The organism is Bacillus sp. DJP31, from assembly GCF_049310945.1.
In the GTDB taxonomy this organism is placed as follows: Bacteria; Bacillota; Bacilli; order Bacillales; family SA4; genus Bacillus_BS.
Genome location: NZ_JBMERO010000010.1, coordinates 14,970 through 34,952, shown reverse-complemented (window position 1 = coordinate 34,952; position 19,983 = coordinate 14,970). Strand labels below are relative to the sequence as shown.

Below are 19,983 nucleotides of genomic sequence, written 5' to 3'. Positions count from 1 at the left end.
AAGAGGTTTTCTTGTTTGTGTTAATCTCTAACTTGACTCAAGGTTTGACTTTTTTATGAACAGTATGCTCAATCCCTACACAAATGAAAGAAATATTGTATAGTTAGATTGGATAGTAGAAATATAATGAATAGATTAGTGATGTGAAAGGTGTGTACGTATGACAACAAGAACATTTAATGATACATATTTAAAAGCCTGCAGAGGAGAATCAACGGATCATGTACCCGTATGGTATATGAGACAAGCGGGGAGGTCTCAGCCGGAGTACAGAAAGATAAAAGAAAAGTACTCACTGTTTGAAATTACCCATCAGCCAGAATTATGTGCTTATGTGACGAAATTACCTGTGGATCAATATGATGTGGATGCTGCAATTCTTTACAAGGATATCATGTCACCATTACCTGCAATTGGTGTGGACGTTGAAATAGTGGGTGGAATTGGTCCAGTTATTTCAAACCGAATTCAATCATTAGCCGATGTAGAAAAATTAGGGGAAATCAATCCAGAAGTAGATGTTCCTTACGTATTAGAAACCATTCGATTGTTAACACAAGAACAGTTAAATGTACCGTTAATCGGCTTTGCAGGTGCACCGTTTACGATTGCAAGCTATATGATTGAGGGTGGACCGTCAAAAGGGTATCACCGTACTAAAGCATTTATGTATGCTGAACCTAAGGCCTGGTTTTTATTAATGGACAAATTAGCTGAAATGACGATTACATATGCAAGGGCTCAAATTCATGCCGGAGCAAAGGCTTTCCAAATTTTTGATTCTTGGGTTGGACAACTTAATGTAGCGGATTATCGGGTGTTTATCAAACCGACAATGGAGAGAATTTTCAGCGCACTACGCGCAGAAAATGTACCTTTGACGATGTTTGGTGTAGGTGCAAGTCATTTAGTTAATGATTGGCACGATTTACCTTTAGACGTAGTCGGACTTGACTGGCGTTTGCCTATTCAAGAGGCACGTGCAAAAGGAATCACCAAATCTGTTATGGGTAATTTAGACCCCTCTATACTATTAGCACCATGGGCAGTTATTGAAGAACGAGCTAAGGAAATTCTGGATCAAGGAATGAATCAACCAGGGTATATTTTCAATCTTGGTCACGGTGTGTTTCCAGAGGTTCAAGTTGAAACACTTAAGAGATTAACTGCATTTGTTCATGACTACTCTAAAAATCAAATAAGTAAGAGGGGGAATTAATTCATGAAAAAGAAAATGGGTTTATTAGTGATGGCTTATGGAACCCCATATAAAGAAGAAGATTTAGAACGTTTTTATACTCATATTCGTAGAGGTAGGCAGCCTTCACCAGAGATGGTAGAAGAGCTCCGAGGAAGGTATGAAGCTATTGGTGGTATTTCACCACTTGCCAAAATCACATTAGAACAAGCGGAAGCGTTAGAAAAGGGCTTAAATGAGATACAAGATGAAGTTGAGTTTAAAATGTATCTGGGTTTAAAGCATATTGACCCGTTTGTTGAAGATGCAGTCCAGCAGATGAAAGAAGACGGAATACAAGAAGCCGTAAGTATTGTGCTTGCGCCTCATTTCTCAACCTTTAGTGTAAAGTCTTATAATGGTCGTGCAAAAGAGGAATCAGAGCGAATTGGCGGTCCAAGCATTCGGAGTATTGAAAGCTGGTATAAAGAGCCGAAATTTATTGATTACTGGGTGGAGCAAGTTAAGACTACATTTGCAAGTATGACTGAAGACGAGAGAAGCAATGCTGTTCTTATTGTTTCTGCACATAGTCTTCCTGAAAAAATAATCGCGGCAGGAGATCCATATCCCTTGCAGCTAAAAGAGACAGCGGATTTAATCGCCAAGCAGGCTGGTATTACAAATTATGAAATTGGCTGGCAAAGTGCAGGGAACACCCCTGAGCCATGGATAGGACCAGATGTCCAGGATTTAACGAGAGAATTGTTCGAAAAACATCAATATAAAGCGTTTGTTTATATTCCTGTAGGATTTGTATCTGACCATTTAGAGGTCCTTTTCGATAATGATACAGAATGTAGAATCGTGACAGATGATATCGGTGCAAGCTATTATCGACCAGAGATGCCAAATTCAAAACCAGAATTCATTGATGCAATGGTGACAGTAGTTTTAAATGAAATTTCTAGCATAGAGAAATAAGAAGGCGATGAAATGAAATGAATACACCAAAGAAAGTAGCCATTATTGGTGGGGGTATCACAGGACTAGCAGCTGCTTTTTATCTTCAAAAGCTGGCGTTGGAAAAAGATATAGACCTCACTTTTACATTAATAGAAGCTAGTCAGCAATTAGGTGGAAAAATCTCGACGAAAATGCGTGACGGATATACAATTGAAACAGGTCCGGACTCCTTTTTAGAAAGAAAGGCGAGTGCAGGTCAGTTAGCTTTAGATGTCGGATTTGGGGATAGACTTGTCAATAATGCGACAGGACAGGCTTACGTCTTAGTCAAAGACGTGCTACACCCGATTCCAGATGGTGCAGTCATGGGGATTCCAACAAAGATGTCACCATTTTTAACTACCGGCCTTTTTACACCGGTAGGAAAATTACGTGCTGCTGCTGATTTAGTCTTACCTAAGAGCAGTCAAGATGGAGACCAGTCTTTAGGTCAATTTTTCAGGAGACGTTTAGGCAGTCAAGTGGTAGAAAATCTGATTGAACCCTTATTATCAGGCATATATGCCGGGGACATTGATAAACTAAGTCTCCAGTCAACGTTTCCTCAATTTCAACAGGTTGAGAAAAAATACAGAAGTCTTATTTTAGGGATGAAAGCTACTACTCCTGCAACAAGTGGTTCTAAAAAAGATAGAAAAGCTCATTTTCAAACGATTAATACGGGTCTTACATCGTTTGTTGAAGCAATACGGGATCATCTTCCACCAGAAAGTATTTGGATGGGAGAACAGGTGACAACCATTGAAAAGAGTGAAGGCGCTTATGCTATACGTACAAGCGGTGGGAAAGAAGCCGTGTTTGATTTTGTTGTATTTGCTACTCCACACCAGGTATCGCAGACGCTACTTGAACCTTTTGGAATTTTAGAAGAGTTCAAAGAAGTTCCATCAACATCTGTTGCGACCGTTGCGATGGCCTATCCGATCGAGGCGATGACTAGTGAACTGGAGGGAACTGGTTTTGTTGTTTCCAGAAACAGTTCTTACACCATTACCGCATGTACGTGGACCCATAAGAAGTGGCCACATACTGTGCCAGAGGGTAAAGCCTTAATTAGATGCTATGTAGGGAAAGCGTCTGATGAAGGTATCGTCTTTAAATCAGATGAGGAAATTATACAAGCGGTGAAGGCTGATTTAGATAGCATACTTGGAATTACAGCAGATCCTGAGTTCACGATCGTGACTCGATGGAAAAAATCCATGCCTCAGTATATGGTAGGGCATCAGGAAAAAGTAGGCCAGATGAAGAAGCAGGTTGTAGAAAAATTACCTCATGTATTTCTAGTCGGGAGCTCGTTTGAAGGAATTGGCTTACCTGATTGTATTGATCAAGGGAAGCGGGCTGTGGATGAGATCCTGGCTAGTATCGCTGAATAAAAGAATAGACCTTCTGATGAAGGTCTATTTATTTTGTCTAGAAAGGTCATTGTTATTTCTTTCGAGTGAGATTTGAACTGGAAGAATGCAGTTAAAGTCGATATATCCCAATAATCGCCGATAAAAACTGATAATCGCTGATAAAAATCAATAATCGCTGATAAAAACTGATAATCGCTGATAAAATCAATTAATCGCCGATAAGTCAGTTTGACTGACTGGCTTAAAATAAATCCTTCAAAAAAAGAGCTAACTCTGGCTCTATACGAACTTATTTCCCAATTTTGTTGCAGTTTTCACAGTGACTCATATAGCATTCATGCTGTTCATCGATTTCTTTACCACATTCCGAACATTGTTTTGGTGGAAGGTTCTTAAAAAATTCAATGCTACTCATTAACATGAAGCATTCCCCCTTGATATATAACTTATATTCTATTACTTACATTGTATTATAACAATTCGTCCATAGTCAACAACTGTTTTGTAACAGTTGAGTAATTGTGCGAATGCCCATATATTTTGCTATGATAAAATCAAACAAAGTTAGGGAGGATTCAATCGTGAAGGTTACCGTAATCGGTTTTTGGGGCGGCTATCCAGGCAAGGGAGAAGCAACATCAGGGTACTTAGTAGAAAGTGATGATTATAAAGTTCTTGTAGATTGTGGGAGCGGTGTTGTAGCACAGCTTCAGTATTACGTAAATCCTGAAGATCTAGATGCGGTCCTCATCTCGCATTATCACAATGACCATGTTTGTGATATAGGTGCCCTTCAGTATGCAAGACTAATAAAAGGCTATCTTGGCCACCAAATGTTTCCACTTCCCATCTATGGTCATGCTGAGAATGAAGTAGAATTTATGAAATTGACTTATGAAAATGTAACAACTGTAACAGCCTATGATCCTAGAAAACAATTGACGTTAGGTCCTTTTACCATCTCATTTTTAAAAACGAAGCATCCCGTCACATGTTATGCGATGAAAATACAAACAGAATCAGCAACGATCATTTATACCGCAGACACTTCCTATTTGGAACAACTTGAACTTTTTTCAACTAACGCTGATTTGCTCATATGTGAATGCAATTTATACGAAGGAATGGATGGAGAGAAGGCAGGTCATATGACAAGTACACATGCAGGTTTGTTAGCTCAGAAATCAGACGTGAAGCAGCTTCTGCTAACTCATCTCCCTCATTTTGGTGACCATAATGAGTTAATTCAACAAGCACAAAAAGAATACTTGGGTCCCATCTCATTAGCGAAGAGTGGGTGGGAATGGAGTAAACAGAAAGGGTAATGAACTACCCTTTTTTCTATTCAAATAAATATTTCCCTTGTACCAATTATTATCTTGAAATATAATATATTTAGAATATTTTATTTTAAACAAAAAATGAATGATTGTTCATTCAATTGGGAGGGAAATCGTTTGAATATTAGTTATAAGCTAAATGAAAACGCAATAAAATACGGCGATAAGCCAGCATACCATTTCCTTGACACACCAACTTCTTACAGAGAATTCAATGCAGCGGTTTCAAAGTTTGCTCATAGCTTAACAGAGATGGGCGTTCAAAAAGGAGATCATATTGCTCTTTTACTAGGAAACAGCCCTCACTTTGTGATTGGTTTATACGGTGCGATTCGAGCGGGTGTTACTGTTATTCCAATTAACCCAACTTACACGCCAGATGAAATAGGTTACATATTGAATGATGCAGATGTTAAAACAGTTGTGACGCTTGATTTATTACTCCCATTGTTTGAAAAGATGAATGCCTTATTACCCAAAGTAGAGCAGATTATTTACTGTGAAACACCAAAGGAAGAAGAAGCGGATATCACGAAGCTCTCGATTTATTCCAAAATGAAATCGTTTACAACCCTCGTTTCTTCTGGTAGTCATTTGTTTGAAGGACCTGAGCTTAATCAAGAAGATGTAGGTATTATTCTCTATACCTCTGGAACAACAGGAAAGCCAAAGGGTGCGATGCTTACTCATAAAAATATTTATAGCAATGCCAAGGATACAGCTGATTATTTGAAAATTAATGATACAGACCGAGTGATTGCAACACTCCCAATGTTCCATGTGTTTTGTTTGACTGTAGCACTAAACGCTCCGGTAATGAATGGCGGAACAGTTATTATCGTACCAAGATTCAGTCCTGGTGAAATTTTTGAAATAGTAAAGAAGCATGAGGCTACAGTATTTGCGGGAGTACCTACTATGTACAACTTCCTCTTACAAAACCCGACTGCTGCTGTTGAGGACCTTAAGAGCTTGAGATTATGTATTTCTGGTGGAGCCTCGATGCCCGTGGCTTTATTAAAGTCATTTGAACAGAAATTCCAAGTCGCTGTGTCTGAAGGCTATGGTTTATCAGAAGCAGCACCTGTTACATGCTTTAATCCATTGGATCGTCCAAGAAAGCCAGGTTCAATTGGAACAAGTATCATCAACGTTGAAAATAAAGTCGTGAATGAGCTTGGAGAAGAAGTACCTGTTGGTGAAGTTGGAGAATTAATAGTCCGAGGTCCAAATGTGATGAAAGGCTATTACAAAATGCCTGAGGAAACTGTTCATACCATTCGTGATGGCTGGTTATACACGGGTGATTTAGCGCGAATGGATGATGAAGGCTATTTCTACATTGTGGACCGAAAGAAGGATATGATCATTGTCGGTGGATTCAATGTCTACCCTCGTGAGGTAGAAGAAGTGCTTTACTCTCACCCCTCTCTATTAGAGGTCGCTGTAGTTGGTGTACCTGATTTGAACTTCGGTGAAGCAGTAAAGAGCTTTGTTGTAGTCAAACAGGGTTCAATAGTGACAGAAGAAGAACTAATTAGTTATTGCGCAGAAAGTCTTGCGAAATATAAGATTCCTAGTTCAATAGAATTTTTAGAGGAACTACCGAAGAACACGACAGGAAAAATATTAAGAAGAGCATTGAAGGATAAAGTGCTAAATTCATAGAAATAATAAGGAAACTGGCTTTTGGCTGGTTTTCTTTTTTTTAATGGCCCCTTATCAAGAAAATCCACCGTTCTTACTATAAATCTACTATATACGAATTAACTTTGCCTTTAATTTGGTCTAATTCAATGCAAAGGGAGGTAGAAATCTATTAGGTGTTAGATTTGAAGTAGTATAGGCTTAGAGAATGCCGGCCCAATTCCACTTATAAGCCAGAAGTTTGATTATATCGGCCCAAAATAGGATTTTTAAGCCGTTTTTCATTTTTATGGTCCAATATTCAATTTTATCAGCCGAAAAACTACTTTTATCGGAAATTATACATTTTTTACCAAAAAAAATCAATATTTTGCCCATTAGTGTTGAATCTGGAGTCCAACTAAATTTAAATTACAAGGATTCTACTAAGAAATTTTTTCCTTATTTATTAAACCAACTTCCTTTTGAGCCGAGAATTAGACATTGCAAAAACGAATAGATTAATAGAAAATAAGGTTACAATTTTGATTTTAAAAGGAGGTGCCATGGCTTTGTCAGTAACAGCAATCGAAAAAAAGTCCTCACAATTTACATACGGTTTGCAAGCAGGGGTAAGTATTGCCATTGGCTTTATACCAATTGCTTTAACCTTTGGACTTTTGGCTAAAGCAACTGGTTTATCTGTCACGGAGACTATGTTAATGAGCTTGTTAGTGTTTGCTGGTGCATCCCAATATATCGCATTAAATCTACTAACTCTAGGAACAGGCATGTTTGAAATTATCTTGACGACTTTTATTGTAAATATTCGACACTTCCTGATGAGTGCATCTTTGAATGAAAAAATGGAGGCTGCACCCAGGTCTGTTAAGGCACTGTATTCTTTTGGAATCACAGATGAATCATTTTCAATCGTTTCAACAAGAGAAGGAAAAATTCCAACAGGATTTTTAGTCGGAGTCATATCGATCTCTTATTCAAGCTGGGTCGTTAGCTCCGTCATCGGTCATCTAATTGGCTCAAGTCTTCCTAGTACATTAAAGGAGAGCTTAGGAATTGCTTTATATGCTATGTTTGTAGGAATACTTGTTCCTTCTTTAAAAAAGCATCGAAAGGTTATATATTTGGCTGGGCTAGCAGCTGTATTAAATTCCATATTCTATCTAGTCGTGGATCCAGGTTGGGCAATCGTTAGTGCGACCTTACTCTCCTCTGTCATTGTAGAGCTTGTTGCAAGTAGAAAGGAGAAGCAAGATGGAAACTAATATAGTGTTGATGATTATCGGGATGTCAATCGTTACCTACTTACCTAGAATGCTTCCCCTTGTTTCTTTAAGTGGGAAAGAATTGCCACCATTTCTTCAGGGAATATTAAAAAATGTGCCCTACGCTACATTAGGTGCCCTCGTTGTACCAGGAATTTTTTTGATTAGTGATGATATCTGGCTTGGGATTATTGGTGCTGCTGCAGCTTTTATCATCGCCTATATAGGAGCAAATGTAATCATTGTGGTGCTGGGATCAATCACTGTACTAACTTGTTATTCATATCTCATGTCTATGTAAGCATGAAAAAACACCCTATTACTTAAAGCAATACACTTCATTTAGATCCTTTGTTAACTCTAGAATTCTCTCTTGGTTAAAGGTTAGATAAAATCCAGAAGGTTGATTAGGGGTCAAGCATAATGCTCTTCCACCTGATAAATGAAATATAAATGCAGTAAATTGCTTTTTATACTTAACCTCTTCCTTTGCAGAATAGACAGTGATTCCTTTTATTTTTAACCACACTGCAATATGTTATATAGGTTTTGTAAAGCATATATTTAAATCGTTGACTTCATACGATAAGGGATCTGGATATTTTTTGGATTTTAATAGTTAACTCATAATATTCATCATAATCTTCTGTTTCATATTCTTTACAACCCAGAAATAAAAATTCCCTATTTACCTCAATGTTAACACCCTCATATATTTGAAAAGTATCATTGTTAGAGGATGTTCAAAAAGTCCGGCAAAAATAGCTTCGAATTTCTTCGTCAGCTCGTCTTTCCGCTCCTCACGTATACAAAACATACGCGCAGGTAGCTCAAGACTTCGCTTCCTTGAACTTCTTTGCTCTTTTTGTCCTCCTTTTTGAACAGGCTCTGTTAGGGGTAAGATTGTAATAAGTATAAATGAGTGTATCACTATAAATAAGTGAAATCTCCTTTCCTACTAGGTTTTCAAGAATTAAACTTTTTTTGTCTGAAAGAAATTTTTCCGGTTCATAAATTCACCACCATTCGTATTTAGAAATGATTTATCATCTATAGTTCTATTTCATTCGACCATTTACCTCCACAAAGACATTCTATGATAAAAATTTTATGTAAAGTTCTATATTCTGTTTTCACTAACTAAGTATAAAAATAGGACTAGTTAGGGGGGCATACATAAATGAAAAAGGCAGTATGGGGTTCAATCATTGTTTACGTGCTATTTAGTTTAGTTATGTGTTTGTATATTTACCAGTGGGCAGATACGACGATTCCGGATGTGTATAAGGGGACCTCGGCTGATCCGGCCACGTTCATGAATGATCAAGAGCTCTTGTTAAGTGAGGATTTTTCAAAAATCAGAAATGCTTTATATTTCATCACAACACCGTTTGAGTGGCTGCTTTTGTTTATATTACTTGGTGTGGGGTTGTCGAAGAAGTTTCAGAATTGGTCAGTGGGAACCGTAAAGTTTCAATCTTTGCAGGTGCTCATTTATTTATTTTGGCTTACACTTTTTACAACGATCTTAAGCTTTCCTTTTAAATTATACGGCTATAACCTTTCAAAAGAATACGGAATCAGTGTTCAGCCGTTTCAGGGCTGGATGAAGGACTACCTGTTGGATTTCTGGATTAATTTTTTCATTACAGGAATAATTGTGATTGTGTTATACAGCCTGATTAGAAGAAGTCCAAAACGCTGGTGGCTCTATGCTTGGATTCTATCTGTTCCATTCACCCTTTTCCTCACATTTATCCAGCCCGTGTTTATTGACCCTTTATACAATGATTTTTATCCGTTAAAGGACAAGGAGCTTGAGGCGCAAATTCTGTCCCTTGCAGATGAGGCCGGAATACCTGCTGAGCATGTGTATGAAGTAAACATGTCAGAAAAAACAAATTCCATGAATGCTTATGTAACTGGAATCGGTGGGAATTCTAGAATCGTGTTATGGGATACGACATTAAACAAGCTCAAAGACAGTGAAGTGCTATTTATCATGGCACATGAAATGGGCCATTATGTAAAAAAGCATGTGTTCCTAAGCATCATTGGCTCGATGTTTGTTACACTCGCGGGTTTGTATCTCATTTATAAGCTCATGAATGTAATCATTCGTAGGTGGGGAGACAAATTTAAGATAGGTGAAGTTCAAGAAATGGCCAGTATTCCATTATTCTTTTTACTACTATCGGTATTGTCATTCCTATTTACACCAATTAGTAACACCGTTTCTAGAGCCCATGAGCTAGAAGCAGACAGCTATGCGGTTGAGTTAACGGAAGATCCAACTTCTGCTGTGGGGTCGTTTCAGGAGTTAGCAAAATCCAATCTGAGCCAGATCAACCCACCATTGATCGTCAAAATTTTCCGCTATACTCATCCAACCATGTTAGAACGAATTCATTATCTAGAAAACTATGAATTAAAAGAAATCGAGAAAAAGTGATTTTGCGGGAGAAATGAGATACACTAGGAGGAAATGCGAGGTAGGGGTTGGACATATTGAAGGGTGTTATTTCTTTAGGTGAGGCATTAATTGACTTTATTCCGCAGGATTCTTCTAATTTAACATACGAAAAATGTCCAGGAGGAGCACCGGCTAATGTAGCCGTTGGGGTAGCTAGACTTGGAGGGAGATCAAGTTTTCTTGGAAAAGTAGGGAACGACGTATTAGGTGACTTTCTAATTAAAACACTGGATTCCTATGGAGTTTCAGTAGAAGCCTTTAGTCAAACAGATGAAGCGAAAACAGGCATTGTTTTTGTGACAAATAGTGAAGATGGCGATCGTAGCTTTAGTTTCTTTATTGATCGAAGTGCTGATCAACTTCTACATGAAAAGGATGTAGATCAGAAGCTTTTCAAAGAGCACAATATCTTACACTTTGGCTCCATCTCCATGATTCACGAGCCAGTTCGTTCGGCGACTTTAAAAGCAATCCAGCTAGCAAAGGAGAACGGTTTACTCATTTCCTATGACCCGAATTTGAGATTAGGGCTATGGAAAAGCCGGGAAAAGGCAAAAGAAGTGATTGTTTCTTTGCTACATGAAGCAGACTTTTTGAAGATTTCTGACGAAGAGCTCCATTTCATAACAGGTGAAACAAATATTCAAGAAGGGTTAGTAAAGCTCGAATCGTATAATATTCCTCTTGTTTTAGTCACACTAGGAGCAGATGGAAGCGTTATTCACTTTAAAGGCGACGCAGAAAAAGTAAGGGCTATGAAGGTAAATGCAGTGGACACGACAGGTGCTGGAGACGCATTTGTATCTGCCATGCTTTATCAGATGAGTCAGTTGGATGTAGCTCTTACTTATCTTAAGTTAGAAGATATTGTGAAAATGGTTAAGTTTGCAAGCATTTCAGGCGGATTAGCAGCATCTGTTAAAGGAGCCATGACAGCACTGCCTACGAAGGAAGAGGTAGTAGCTTTACTCAAATAACTAGGAAGCAGTAGTGGTCTTAAATCACGGCTGCTTTTTTATTTATGATGATATTAAAGCTTTAATTATACCTTGACCAAGCGATTGCTAGAGGATTAGCCTATGCTCCTTATGCAGACTTGATCTGGTGCGAGACATCAGAACCGAGTCTTGAGGAAGCGAAGGCATTTGCTGAAGCGATACACGAGCAATTTCCTGGAAAACTACTAGCCTAAAATTGTTCACCTTCATTTAATTGGAAGAAGAAGCTAGATGATGAAACGATTGAGAGATTTCAGAAAGAGCTAGGTAGGATGGGGTAGAAATTCCAGTTTGTAACTTTGGCTGGATTTCATGCGCTGAATCATTCCATGTTCGAATTAGCGAGAGGCTACAAGGAAAAAGGGATGGCAGCATATTCAGAGTTACAGGAAGCAGAATTTGCGAGTGAACAGTTTGGATACACTGCAACTAGACATCAACGCGAAGTAGGAACGGGTTATTTTGACGAGGTTGCACAGGTGATTACGGGTGGGAAATCATCGACTACTGCTTTGAGAGGATCGACGGAGGGTTTACAAAATAAATGGAAAAAACAGGTAGCCTGATGGTGGCTACCTGTTTTCATAGAAGTTGTTAATATCAGTTTGACACATATATTCCATATTCGATTCTTACACCCCAAACATTTCTCCAATACAACCGCTTAATTTATCCAAGCTTAGCCAATATAAACACCTCGCACCTATTCTACCAGCCTTGCCGACACAATAAACCGCTCCGGAGCATCACCAACGTACCGAAACGGATAGCAAGTCACTAAACTTAGCGTTTCCGACGGTTTTTCTACTAACACAGTACGATCATCCTTATCCACAATCCTAGTTTTTAACACCGTATAAAGAAAGTCCCCTCTATTCGTTTCCACCAATATTTCATCGCCTACATGAATATCTTCTAACTCCCGGAACAAAGTATCTCGATGCCCGGCTAAGACAGTATGGCGATTCTCACCAGGCACCGCACTCTTTACGTAATGTCCAACCCCTTTTTTTAACTCGTTCTTAGATGTTCCATGGAATATAGGAAGTTTCATCTCCAAAGCGGATATGGAGAGCATTCCTATGTGATCCCCGACAACGAATGTTGGAGATTGAACGGAAACAGATTGAACCTGCTCCGTTTCTGATTTATTGGCGACTTCTTCTGTAAGAGTATTTCCTTTCCAGAACCAAAAGCCATTATGAAGTATAATGACCAATCCCAAAATCCCAAGCGCAAAAGAGAAAAACCTTATCAAAAAACAGCTCTTTTTCTAGTAAATAAGTATAAGCAAATTCCACTTACCAGTAGGATCAAGCCATACAATACATTCACTAAGTAACTAGAAGCCGTATTCGGTAACAGATCACCGTACATGAAACTATTCATGTTTGAAGCAACTTGTCCAACTTGTGCAAACTGTTCACTAGCTTGAATAACAAAATCCGAAGCTAGCATGTCAGATGAAAGAGTCATATCAGCCAAGAGGTTCCCCTGACTAGTAAACAAGGAAACCTTAACACTTCTTCCATCTATTGAATCTATATCTGTAAGCTGATTGTAGCTAATGGTTTCATTACTAGTGCCCAAGACAGGACTTACTTGATAGGTAGGATTAAGTTGATAAATGGACATCACATCTTCAAATAGGGCAAGTAATTCAATGCGTTGCTCTTCTGAAAGCCCGTTTGTTTCATCTACTGATCCCAATTGATCAATTCGTTGGTTGATAGCCTGGAGCTCTGCTTGCAAGGATCCCTTTTCAATCTTGGAAATATGATCAAACATTCGTGTCAGTTCACCATCTGTCACACCAACATAGGAAAGAAAATCTGACATTCCCGTCATGGCTTCCGTGTGTTCTATGTAAAAACTAACCGCCTTACTCAAGTCTTCGATGAAGGTGTAATCTTCAGTCGTTTCTCCAAATTGAGCAAGAAGTTCTTTTAAATGATCCATTGAAAGACCATAGCTATCTAGCACATTCTGAACATTGGATTCATTGATCGGTGTACCCAACACCTCAACTAAGTCTTCCATCGTTTCAAATTCTTCGAGTGAAAGCTCATACGTGCCTAAGTATTCAGTTAGATCCTCTTTCGTCCAGCCAAGCTTTTGCAAATAAAGCTGAAGATCTTCATCCGGAGGAGCTGCTAGTACAGAGCTAGACACACCCAACAACATATATAAGACCAATCCCATAATAAATGTTCTCAAACTTCATTCCTCCATTACATACCTTTAGAATATTGGTATTATTTGTAGAAAAAAAGAATTTCATGTATAGATCTCAATGATTTGCTAGTATTCTCTGATTTAGTAGAATTGGCAAATTTACTAAATCCACCAAAACAAACGTCATTTCGCAAAAAAATATACATACTATACAATAATGTGCAGAAAATTCACCATTATTAAAATTATTTATGCTGAATACACTCAAAAATGCTGAAACCTTTCTTTACAGCATCCGTATTACATAGGGAAGCAGGAGGTGAGAAGAGTGTTAGAAATCTATTGGGGATGCCTAATCACAGGTATTATATTTTCATTATTAACGGTTCTTTTTGATGACTTTCTTGGAAGTATGCTAGATGCACTTTCATTTGATTTACATGGAATTTTCCAGACAACTGTCATTATGAGTGCCTTGACGTCATTGGGAGGAGCAGGAATCTTACTCACTACATACACCGCATTTTCAACTGCAGTTATTCTCTTATTCTCACTTGGTATTGGTTCTGTTTTAAGTGTATTATTTTATTTTTTCTATGTTAAACCAATGGAAAACACAGAAAACTCTACAGGATTCTCGATTCAAGATTTGGTTGGTATGGTAGGAGAAGTAACGATTCCGATACCGAAAGAAGGCTATGGAGAAATCGTACTTTCAATCGGTGGAAGTCTATCAAACCAAATTGCCGCAAGTTTTGACCAAGTTGGAATCCCATCAGGAACAAAGGCGTTAGTTATACAAGTAAGGGAAAACACCTTATTAGTGTCGCCTTATGAGCAATTATAGATAATAAACAAGGGAGTGGAGTAATGATGATGGAAACTTACTTATTAATTCCGATTGTAGTTGTTGCAGTCTTTTTTGTACTAGGTATTGCGTTTTGGGCTAGATTCAAAACAGTTAGCTCTGATGAGGCGATGATTGTAACAGGAACTTTCTTAGGATCTAAAAATGTGTTATCTGATGAGTCGGGTAGGCATATTAAGATTGTTCGAGGGGGAGGAGCCTTTATTCTTCCCATCTTCCAGAGGGCTGAATTTATCTCTTTATTATCTCATAAGTTAGATGTGACAACTCCAGAGGTGTACACTGAACAAGGTGTACCCGTAATGGCGGATGGAGTAGCCATCATTAAAATTGGTGGATCAGTCGAAGAAATTGCAACAGCAGCTGAACAGTTCCTAGGTAAGCCTATTGCAGATTTGAGAAGTGAAGCACAAGAAGTATTAGAAGGACATTTACGTGCAATTCTAGGGTCGATGACAGTGGAAGAGGTCTACAGAAACCGTGATCGTTTTGCTCAAGAAGTTCAAGGTAGTGCTGCAAAAGATTTAAAGAAAATGGGTCTACAGATTGTCTCATTTACAATTAAGGATGTACGTGACAAACACGGATACTTAGATGCACTTGGCCGTCCAAGAATTGCGGCTGTAAAGAGAGATGCAGAGATTGCTGAAGCAGAGGCGATTAGAGATTCACGGATTAAAAAGGCTGTGGCAGAGGAAGAGGGGCAACGTGCCGAGTTACTACGTGATACAGCAATTGCCGAGGCCTCGAAGGATAATCAATTAAAAGTGGCTGCCTATAAAAGAGAACAGGATACAGCAAAAGCAGAAGCTGACCAGGCGTATCAAATTGCCGAGGCTCGTTCCCAGCAGCTAGCTGTTGAAGAGACAATGAAGGTAGAAATCGTTCGTAAAGAACGTCAAATTGATTTAGAAGGAAAAGAGATTTTACGTCGTGAAAAGCAATATGATGCAGAGGTAAGAAAAAAAGCAGATGCTGATCGTTATTCGGTTGAACAAGCAGCCGAAGCTGAAAAAGCCAAAAGAATGCGTGAAGCAGATGCCGTACAATACAAAATTGAGACAGAGGCAAAAGCAACCGCAGAGGCAGAGCTTGCCCAAGGTAAAGCTAAGGCTGAGGTCACTCGACTGCAAGGTCTAGCCGAGGCTGAAGCAAAGGAAAAGCTTGCTGAAGCGTTTATGAATTATGGCGAGGCAGCAGTTCTTGATATATTAGCAAGAATGCTACCAGAGTTAGCTGGAAAGATTGCTGAACCGCTTGGAAATATTGATAAGATTACAGTTGTTGATACAGGCAATGGCGAAGGGGCAAACCGTATCACGAACTATGTGACACAGCTAATGGCAACAGCTCCAAACATGGTCAAAGATGTCTCGGGTCTTGATCTTGTTGATATTATTAGCAATATCACTAAGAAATCACCTGTTCAAGGTCAAGGAAAACCAAGTCACGCGACAATTAATGCACCAGACGCTCCAAAAGAGTGAAGAGATAAAATGAAAAGTTCTGTAAATTGGGTAAACCAAATAAATGAAAAACAGAATGACGTGTGAATGGTCACACGTCATTTTATTTGTAACCTAATTAAGAGGTCGATTCGTAACCAGTATCCTCTATGATGCCCGAAAACCCCAAAAAAGAGCAAGAGCGGTAACCAAAAGGTTTATATGATCCCGAGAAAAAAATAAATAAAAAACTCGTCAAAAATGACGAGTTTTTTGTATGGATATGGAATTATATGAAAAGAAATGAACGTACTTAAGCATGTCGCATTAATGAGTTGAATTCTTTAGAAAGTTGTTGGAATGCCAAGAGGTCTCTTGTATCTAAAGCATGATCAATTTCAAGGCCCAATCTACGTGCTTTTGCATTAAAGATAATTTCGTCTAGCATCATTTGAACATAAATATTTGTTTGCTCTGTTTCAGAGGTCTTTCTCATGGCTGAGGCTTTCATTAGATCAGAATAGGAACGTCTTTTTTCCATCATTCTTCACTCCTGATATGACTTGATAGGAATCAAGTTTTCTAAGTTGTTCTTCTATTGTATGTAAGTAAAGTGTTAACTTCAACACTTTACTGAATATTTATTTAATTTAGATGATAGTAGTAGTAATGGATAAAAAGTAGTAAGTAGGAATAATTGCTGTAAATAGGGGAATATTATGGATGGAGGTGGTTATCCCGTGACAGAAGCAAATCATGGATTTGAGAATAAGAAAGAAAATCCGTTTAACACGCCACTAAATCCCCAAATGACAGTTACCTCCAGATTTAATCAATTCAGTGGTTCAAATCTTGGTGATTCTGTTGATCAACACATTTCGGTTGAAGAAGGTAATGAGTACATTGCCGAAAAGGAAATCTCCCAGATAACAAATAATTCATAATCACTCAAAAAAGTAATTTTCTTTCTAAAAGAAGATTGCTTTTTTAATTTTTTGTAAAATTTTCATAAATATCTTTATTTTCCAAATGGTTTGCCTTACTATAAAAGGGAATAAAAATTGAAAGGGGCAAGTGAATTGAACAAAACACTTTTAACTGAATATGAAATTAGTCCTTACACGATGGCCATACTTCCAGAGGTTACGGAACAAGGCTTGTATTCGAGGGTCATGGAAATGGATGGCGATTATCTCGTCAAAATGAAGCCAATTGACATTATGGAACGTAGCTGTCGGTTCTTCGGAAGCAGCATGAAAGGAAGGCGTGAAGGGACTAAAGAAATCATGGGAATCACCCATAAAGCGCCTATTGTTATTGACCCCAGTAATTACATCTATTTTTTTCCTACTTTATCCCCAAGCCGTCAACAATGCGCTTGGATCTCCCATTCATTTGTTCAAAACATTCAATCTAGTGAGTATGATGAAACGTTATTGATTTTTACAAACAGACAAAAGACAACATTACCTGTCTCTAAAGGATCACTTGAAAATCAGCTATACCGAACTGCGCAGCTTATAACCACGTTATCTAGTAGGATTTCTAAAGAAAATAGAAAGACATCCTTCCTAACCACATCCCATCTTCGTCAAAGGGAAGTAAGGTAGTGTTAAGCACGCGTTTGAAGTAGGTACTTTTCCATGATGGTTTGAACATTGTTTCGGATTCGTGGATTAAAGTAATTATGATGCTCTTCATAGCCTTTATAGATGAACAGGAATGAAGTGAATGTATCATCCCGCTTTACCTGTTCTGCTTTCATTTTTTTCTTCTTCATTTCATGTTTTAGAATGGCTAGGTCGCGTTGAATATGGTTCATGGATTCCTCAATACACCGAATGTAGGGCTGTTTAAGCTTGAATGGGGCACGTTCAATAATGGACATATCTCGTTGAAAGATAGTCAGAGCCATAGGTAGAAATAGAAATTGCTCAAGTATATCACGATCGTCGTCTGGTATACGTGTCACGTTCATCCTCTCCTTTTAAAGAACAAGTGTTCTTGTGTGTATATCATAAGATAAGAACATGATAATTGCAAGTGAAAAATATAAAGTGACAGGAAGGAAAATATATTTCTGTTGTCGAAATATTTTCATAAAAGAAAAGAAGGGTGTGTACCGAACAGTATGAGCAAAAAAAGAGGAATTCAATCAACCGACTTATACAAGCTAAAATCAGTGAACAATCCGTTGTTTTCTCCAAACGGTGAGTATTTACTCTTTGTTCAGACCGAAATGAACGAAGAAGATGGAAAGTATTACTCACACCTATTTGTATCAAGAAAGGTCGGCGAACGTATTCGTCAATATACATACGGTAAGGTTAGGGATACTCAGCCATCTTGGTCACCTGATGGAGAATGGATTGCCTTTTTATCAAAAAGGACTGAGCAAACAGAAGTATATATCATGAACCAGCAAGGTGGAGAACCACGTCAGGTAACGAATACCGCAAACGGGGTTAGTCAGTTTGCGTGGTCTCCTGATGGAACGAGCCTACTCCTATCACTAAGTCTAGGAGCCAACGAAGAAGAAAAAGAAGCGAAAAAGGATGAGCTAAAGCCATTAGTCGTAGATAGACTTTTCTATAAGTCTGATGCCGCTGGCTTTTTAGATGACAAACTCACACAAGCTGCACTTGTAGATGTCCAAACAGGTGAAATACAGGTCCTAACTGATGGTATGTATAATTACACAATCGGAAGCTGGTCACCTGATGGAAAGTATATTACTTTATTTTCTAACCCTTCAGAAGATGCAGATTATGAATTAGTAAATGATTTGTATGTGTTTAGCTTAGTGGAGCGAACATTAGAACGGATCACAAATGGCGGAAATTTTAGTCATGCAAGCTGGTCTCCAAACGGAGAATCCATTAGCTTTATTGGACATTACAGAGAGTTTAAGTCAGCCACATTATCGAGAATTTGGATGTATAACGTTCATTTAGAAGAACTGACATGTTTAACAGCAGAATGGGACGTTCAAATGGGCGATGCTGCCATTGGTGATTTCCATATAGGAAGTGTGGCACGAGGACTTATTTGGACCTATGATAGCGAGGGTTTTTATTTCCTAGCAAGTGATCAAGGAAGTACCGCTATTTACTATGGAAATATTGAGGGGTTGATGTACCCAGTCGTATTAGGGGATCAGCATGTGTACTCGTTTACAGCAGATGTAAAATCACATCAAGTTGTAGCGGGAATTAGCATGCCACACCATCCGGGTGACTTATATTTGATTGACTTGCAGTCAGGTGCTAAGAAACAGCTTACCTTTGTAAATGATGAGGTATTGAAGGACATAGAACTTGCAATGGCTGAACCACTTACTTTTCAAGCGCAGGATGGCTGGAAGATTCATGGCTGGATCATGAAGCCGATTGGATTTGAAAAAGGGAAAAAGGTACCACTCGTGGTTGAAATTCATGGTGGCCCACATGCCATGTATGCGAATACGTACTTCCATGAGTTCCAAATGCTCGCAGCTCTTGGATATGCGGTGTTGTTTACGAATCCAAGAGGTAGTGATGGCTATGGTCAAACCTTTGTTGATGCAGTAAGAGGAGATTATGGTGGAAAAGATTATCTGGATGTTATGTCCTCGGTTGATTATGTACTGGAGAACTATGATTTTGTTGATGAAACCCGTCTAGGAGTTACGGGTGGTAGCTACGGCGGCTTTATGACGAATTGGATTGTTGGTCATACGAATCTTTTCAAAGCAGCCGTTACACAGAGAAGTATTTGTAATTGGATCAGCTTTTATGGAGTTAGTGATATCGGGTACTTTTTTGCGGAGTGGGAAGTGTTAAGAGGGGATGCGTTTGATCCCGAGAGGCTGTGGAATCATTCTCCGATAAAATATGCAAACAATATTCAAACACCCCTATTGATCTTGCATAGTGAAAAAGACTATCGTTGCCCGATTGAGCAAGCAGAGCAACTCTATGTCACTTTAAAGCATCAAAAAAAGGTAACGAAACTCGTTCGATTCCCTGAAGCCAATCATGACTTATCAAGAAGCGGGAATCCGAATCTACGAATACATCGTTTAGATCATATTGCAAAGTGGTTTGAAGAGTATCTGTAAAATTGAGGGAAGATGAATGTTTGAGAATAGAAGGTAATAGCAAAAGGTGAAATTTTGTTATGTTTCTATTTTGTGGATTTTCATCTTCTTTTTCTTTTTGTTTCATCGT

The 19,983-nt window shown here is 38.5% G+C and carries 19 protein-coding genes and 1 pseudogene; 15 read left to right on the top strand and 5 right to left on the bottom strand.

Features of this window, described 5'->3' with window-relative positions; translation table 11 throughout:
* The first annotated feature begins 160 nt into the window (after nt 1–160).
* From hemE to hemY, 3 genes are read left to right on the top strand one after another with little or no spacing between them, the layout of a single operon-like run.
* Nucleotides 161–1,219 carry a uroporphyrinogen decarboxylase gene (gene hemE / locus ACOI1C_RS11020; RefSeq protein ID WP_422510581.1) on the top strand — a complete coding sequence of 353 codons (1,059 nt, stop codon included), beginning with the start codon at nt 161–163 and terminating at the stop codon, nt 1,217–1,219.
* A gap of 3 nt (nt 1,220–1,222) precedes the next feature.
* Nucleotides 1,223–2,161 (top strand): ferrochelatase, encoded by a 939-nt coding sequence (hemH, locus tag ACOI1C_RS11015; RefSeq protein ID WP_422510580.1) that lies wholly within the window; start codon nt 1,223–1,225, stop codon nt 2,159–2,161.
* 17 nt (nt 2,162–2,178) lie between these two features.
* Nucleotides 2,179–3,582 (top strand): protoporphyrinogen oxidase, encoded by a 1,404-nt coding sequence (gene hemY / locus ACOI1C_RS11010; protein ID WP_422510579.1) that lies wholly within the window; start codon nt 2,179–2,181, stop codon nt 3,580–3,582.
* 271 nt (nt 3,583–3,853) lie between these two features.
* On the opposite strand, the gene yhfH is transcribed toward hemY, so the two are convergent.
* The gene (yhfH, locus tag ACOI1C_RS11005) at nt 3,854–3,985 is read right to left on the bottom strand and encodes a protein YhfH (protein WP_422510578.1); all 132 of its coding nucleotides are present in this window, start codon (nt 3,983–3,985) and stop codon (nt 3,854–3,856) included.
* A 160-nt stretch (nt 3,986–4,145) separates the two neighbouring features.
* Between yhfH and ACOI1C_RS11000 the strand changes: the two genes are divergently transcribed.
* From ACOI1C_RS11000 to ACOI1C_RS10970, 7 genes and pseudogenes are all read left to right on the top strand, one after another.
* On the top strand, nt 4,146–4,889 hold the full coding sequence (locus ACOI1C_RS11000; protein WP_422510577.1) for an MBL fold metallo-hydrolase: 744 nt from the start codon (nt 4,146–4,148) through the stop codon (nt 4,887–4,889).
* 132 nt (nt 4,890–5,021) lie between these two features.
* The gene (locus ACOI1C_RS10995; RefSeq protein WP_422510576.1) at nt 5,022–6,572 is read left to right on the top strand and encodes a fatty acid--CoA ligase family protein; all 1,551 of its coding nucleotides are present in this window, start codon (nt 5,022–5,024) and stop codon (nt 6,570–6,572) included.
* A 530-nt stretch (nt 6,573–7,102) separates the two neighbouring features.
* Nucleotides 7,103–7,816 (top strand): AzlC family ABC transporter permease, encoded by a 714-nt coding sequence (locus tag ACOI1C_RS10990; RefSeq protein ID WP_422510692.1) that lies wholly within the window; start codon nt 7,103–7,105, stop codon nt 7,814–7,816.
* A complete protein-coding gene (locus tag ACOI1C_RS10985) occupies nt 7,806–8,117 on the top strand; it encodes an AzlD domain-containing protein (RefSeq protein WP_422510575.1) in 312 nt (103 codons plus the stop codon). The genes ACOI1C_RS10990 and ACOI1C_RS10985 overlap by 11 nt, the downstream gene beginning before the upstream one ends.
* An 879-nt stretch (nt 8,118–8,996) precedes the next feature.
* On the top strand, nt 8,997–10,268 hold the full coding sequence (locus tag ACOI1C_RS10980) for a M48 family metallopeptidase (RefSeq protein WP_422510574.1): 1,272 nt from the start codon (nt 8,997–8,999) through the stop codon (nt 10,266–10,268).
* A gap of 53 nt (nt 10,269–10,321) precedes the next feature.
* Nucleotides 10,322–11,266: an aminoimidazole riboside kinase gene (locus ACOI1C_RS10975; protein ID WP_422510691.1), complete on the top strand. Its 945-nt coding sequence runs from the start codon at nt 10,322–10,324 to the stop codon at nt 11,264–11,266.
* 71 nt (nt 11,267–11,337) lie between these two features.
* A pseudogene (locus ACOI1C_RS10970) lies at nt 11,338–11,853 on the top strand (isocitrate lyase); the annotation flags it as partial.
* A 137-nt stretch (nt 11,854–11,990) separates the two neighbouring features.
* Here the strand turns inward: ACOI1C_RS10970 and ACOI1C_RS10965 are convergent.
* Together ACOI1C_RS10965 and ACOI1C_RS10960 are read right to left on the bottom strand one after the other, a co-directional pair.
* Nucleotides 11,991–12,506 (bottom strand): class D sortase, encoded by a 516-nt coding sequence (locus ACOI1C_RS10965; protein ID WP_422510573.1) that lies wholly within the window; start codon nt 12,504–12,506, stop codon nt 11,991–11,993.
* A gap of 35 nt (nt 12,507–12,541) precedes the next feature.
* Entirely contained in the window at nt 12,542–13,504 is a 963-nt protein-coding gene (locus tag ACOI1C_RS10960; RefSeq protein WP_422510572.1) for a processed acidic surface protein, read from the bottom strand.
* 286 nt (nt 13,505–13,790) lie between these two features.
* Here ACOI1C_RS10960 and ACOI1C_RS10955 point away from each other — a divergent pair, with 286 nt between their 5' ends.
* Together ACOI1C_RS10955 and ACOI1C_RS10950 are read left to right on the top strand one after the other, a co-directional pair.
* Nucleotides 13,791–14,309 carry an NfeD family protein gene (locus tag ACOI1C_RS10955; RefSeq protein WP_422510571.1) on the top strand — a complete coding sequence of 173 codons (519 nt, stop codon included), beginning with the start codon at nt 13,791–13,793 and terminating at the stop codon, nt 14,307–14,309.
* Nucleotides 14,310–14,338: 29 nt separating this feature from the next.
* Nucleotides 14,339–15,817 carry a flotillin family protein gene (locus tag ACOI1C_RS10950; protein ID WP_422510690.1) on the top strand — a complete coding sequence of 493 codons (1,479 nt, stop codon included), beginning with the start codon at nt 14,339–14,341 and terminating at the stop codon, nt 15,815–15,817.
* Between the two features lie 271 nt (nt 15,818–16,088).
* Here the strand turns inward: ACOI1C_RS10950 and ACOI1C_RS10945 are convergent, their stop codons facing one another.
* On the bottom strand, nt 16,089–16,316 hold the full coding sequence (locus ACOI1C_RS10945; RefSeq protein ID WP_422510570.1) for an IDEAL domain-containing protein: 228 nt from the start codon (nt 16,314–16,316) through the stop codon (nt 16,089–16,091).
* A gap of 178 nt (nt 16,317–16,494) precedes the next feature.
* Here ACOI1C_RS10945 and ACOI1C_RS10940 point away from each other — a divergent pair, with 178 nt between their 5' ends.
* Together ACOI1C_RS10940 and ACOI1C_RS10935 are read left to right on the top strand one after the other, a co-directional pair.
* Nucleotides 16,495–16,719 carry a hypothetical protein gene (locus ACOI1C_RS10940; RefSeq protein WP_422510569.1) on the top strand — a complete coding sequence of 75 codons (225 nt, stop codon included), beginning with the start codon at nt 16,495–16,497 and terminating at the stop codon, nt 16,717–16,719.
* Nucleotides 16,720–16,854: 135 nt separating this feature from the next.
* Nucleotides 16,855–17,385: a competence protein ComK gene (locus ACOI1C_RS10935; RefSeq protein ID WP_422510568.1), complete on the top strand. Its 531-nt coding sequence runs from the start codon at nt 16,855–16,857 to the stop codon at nt 17,383–17,385.
* A gap of 2 nt (nt 17,386–17,387) precedes the next feature.
* On the opposite strand, the gene ACOI1C_RS10930 is transcribed toward ACOI1C_RS10935, so the two are convergent.
* Nucleotides 17,388–17,747: a hypothetical protein gene (locus ACOI1C_RS10930; RefSeq protein WP_422510567.1), complete on the bottom strand. Its 360-nt coding sequence runs from the start codon at nt 17,745–17,747 to the stop codon at nt 17,388–17,390.
* Nucleotides 17,748–17,906: 159 nt separating this feature from the next.
* Between ACOI1C_RS10930 and ACOI1C_RS10925 the strand changes: the two genes are divergently transcribed.
* Nucleotides 17,907–19,874 carry a S9 family peptidase gene (locus ACOI1C_RS10925; protein WP_422510566.1) on the top strand — a complete coding sequence of 656 codons (1,968 nt, stop codon included), beginning with the start codon at nt 17,907–17,909 and terminating at the stop codon, nt 19,872–19,874.
* The last annotated feature ends 109 nt before the right edge of the window (nt 19,875–19,983 follow it).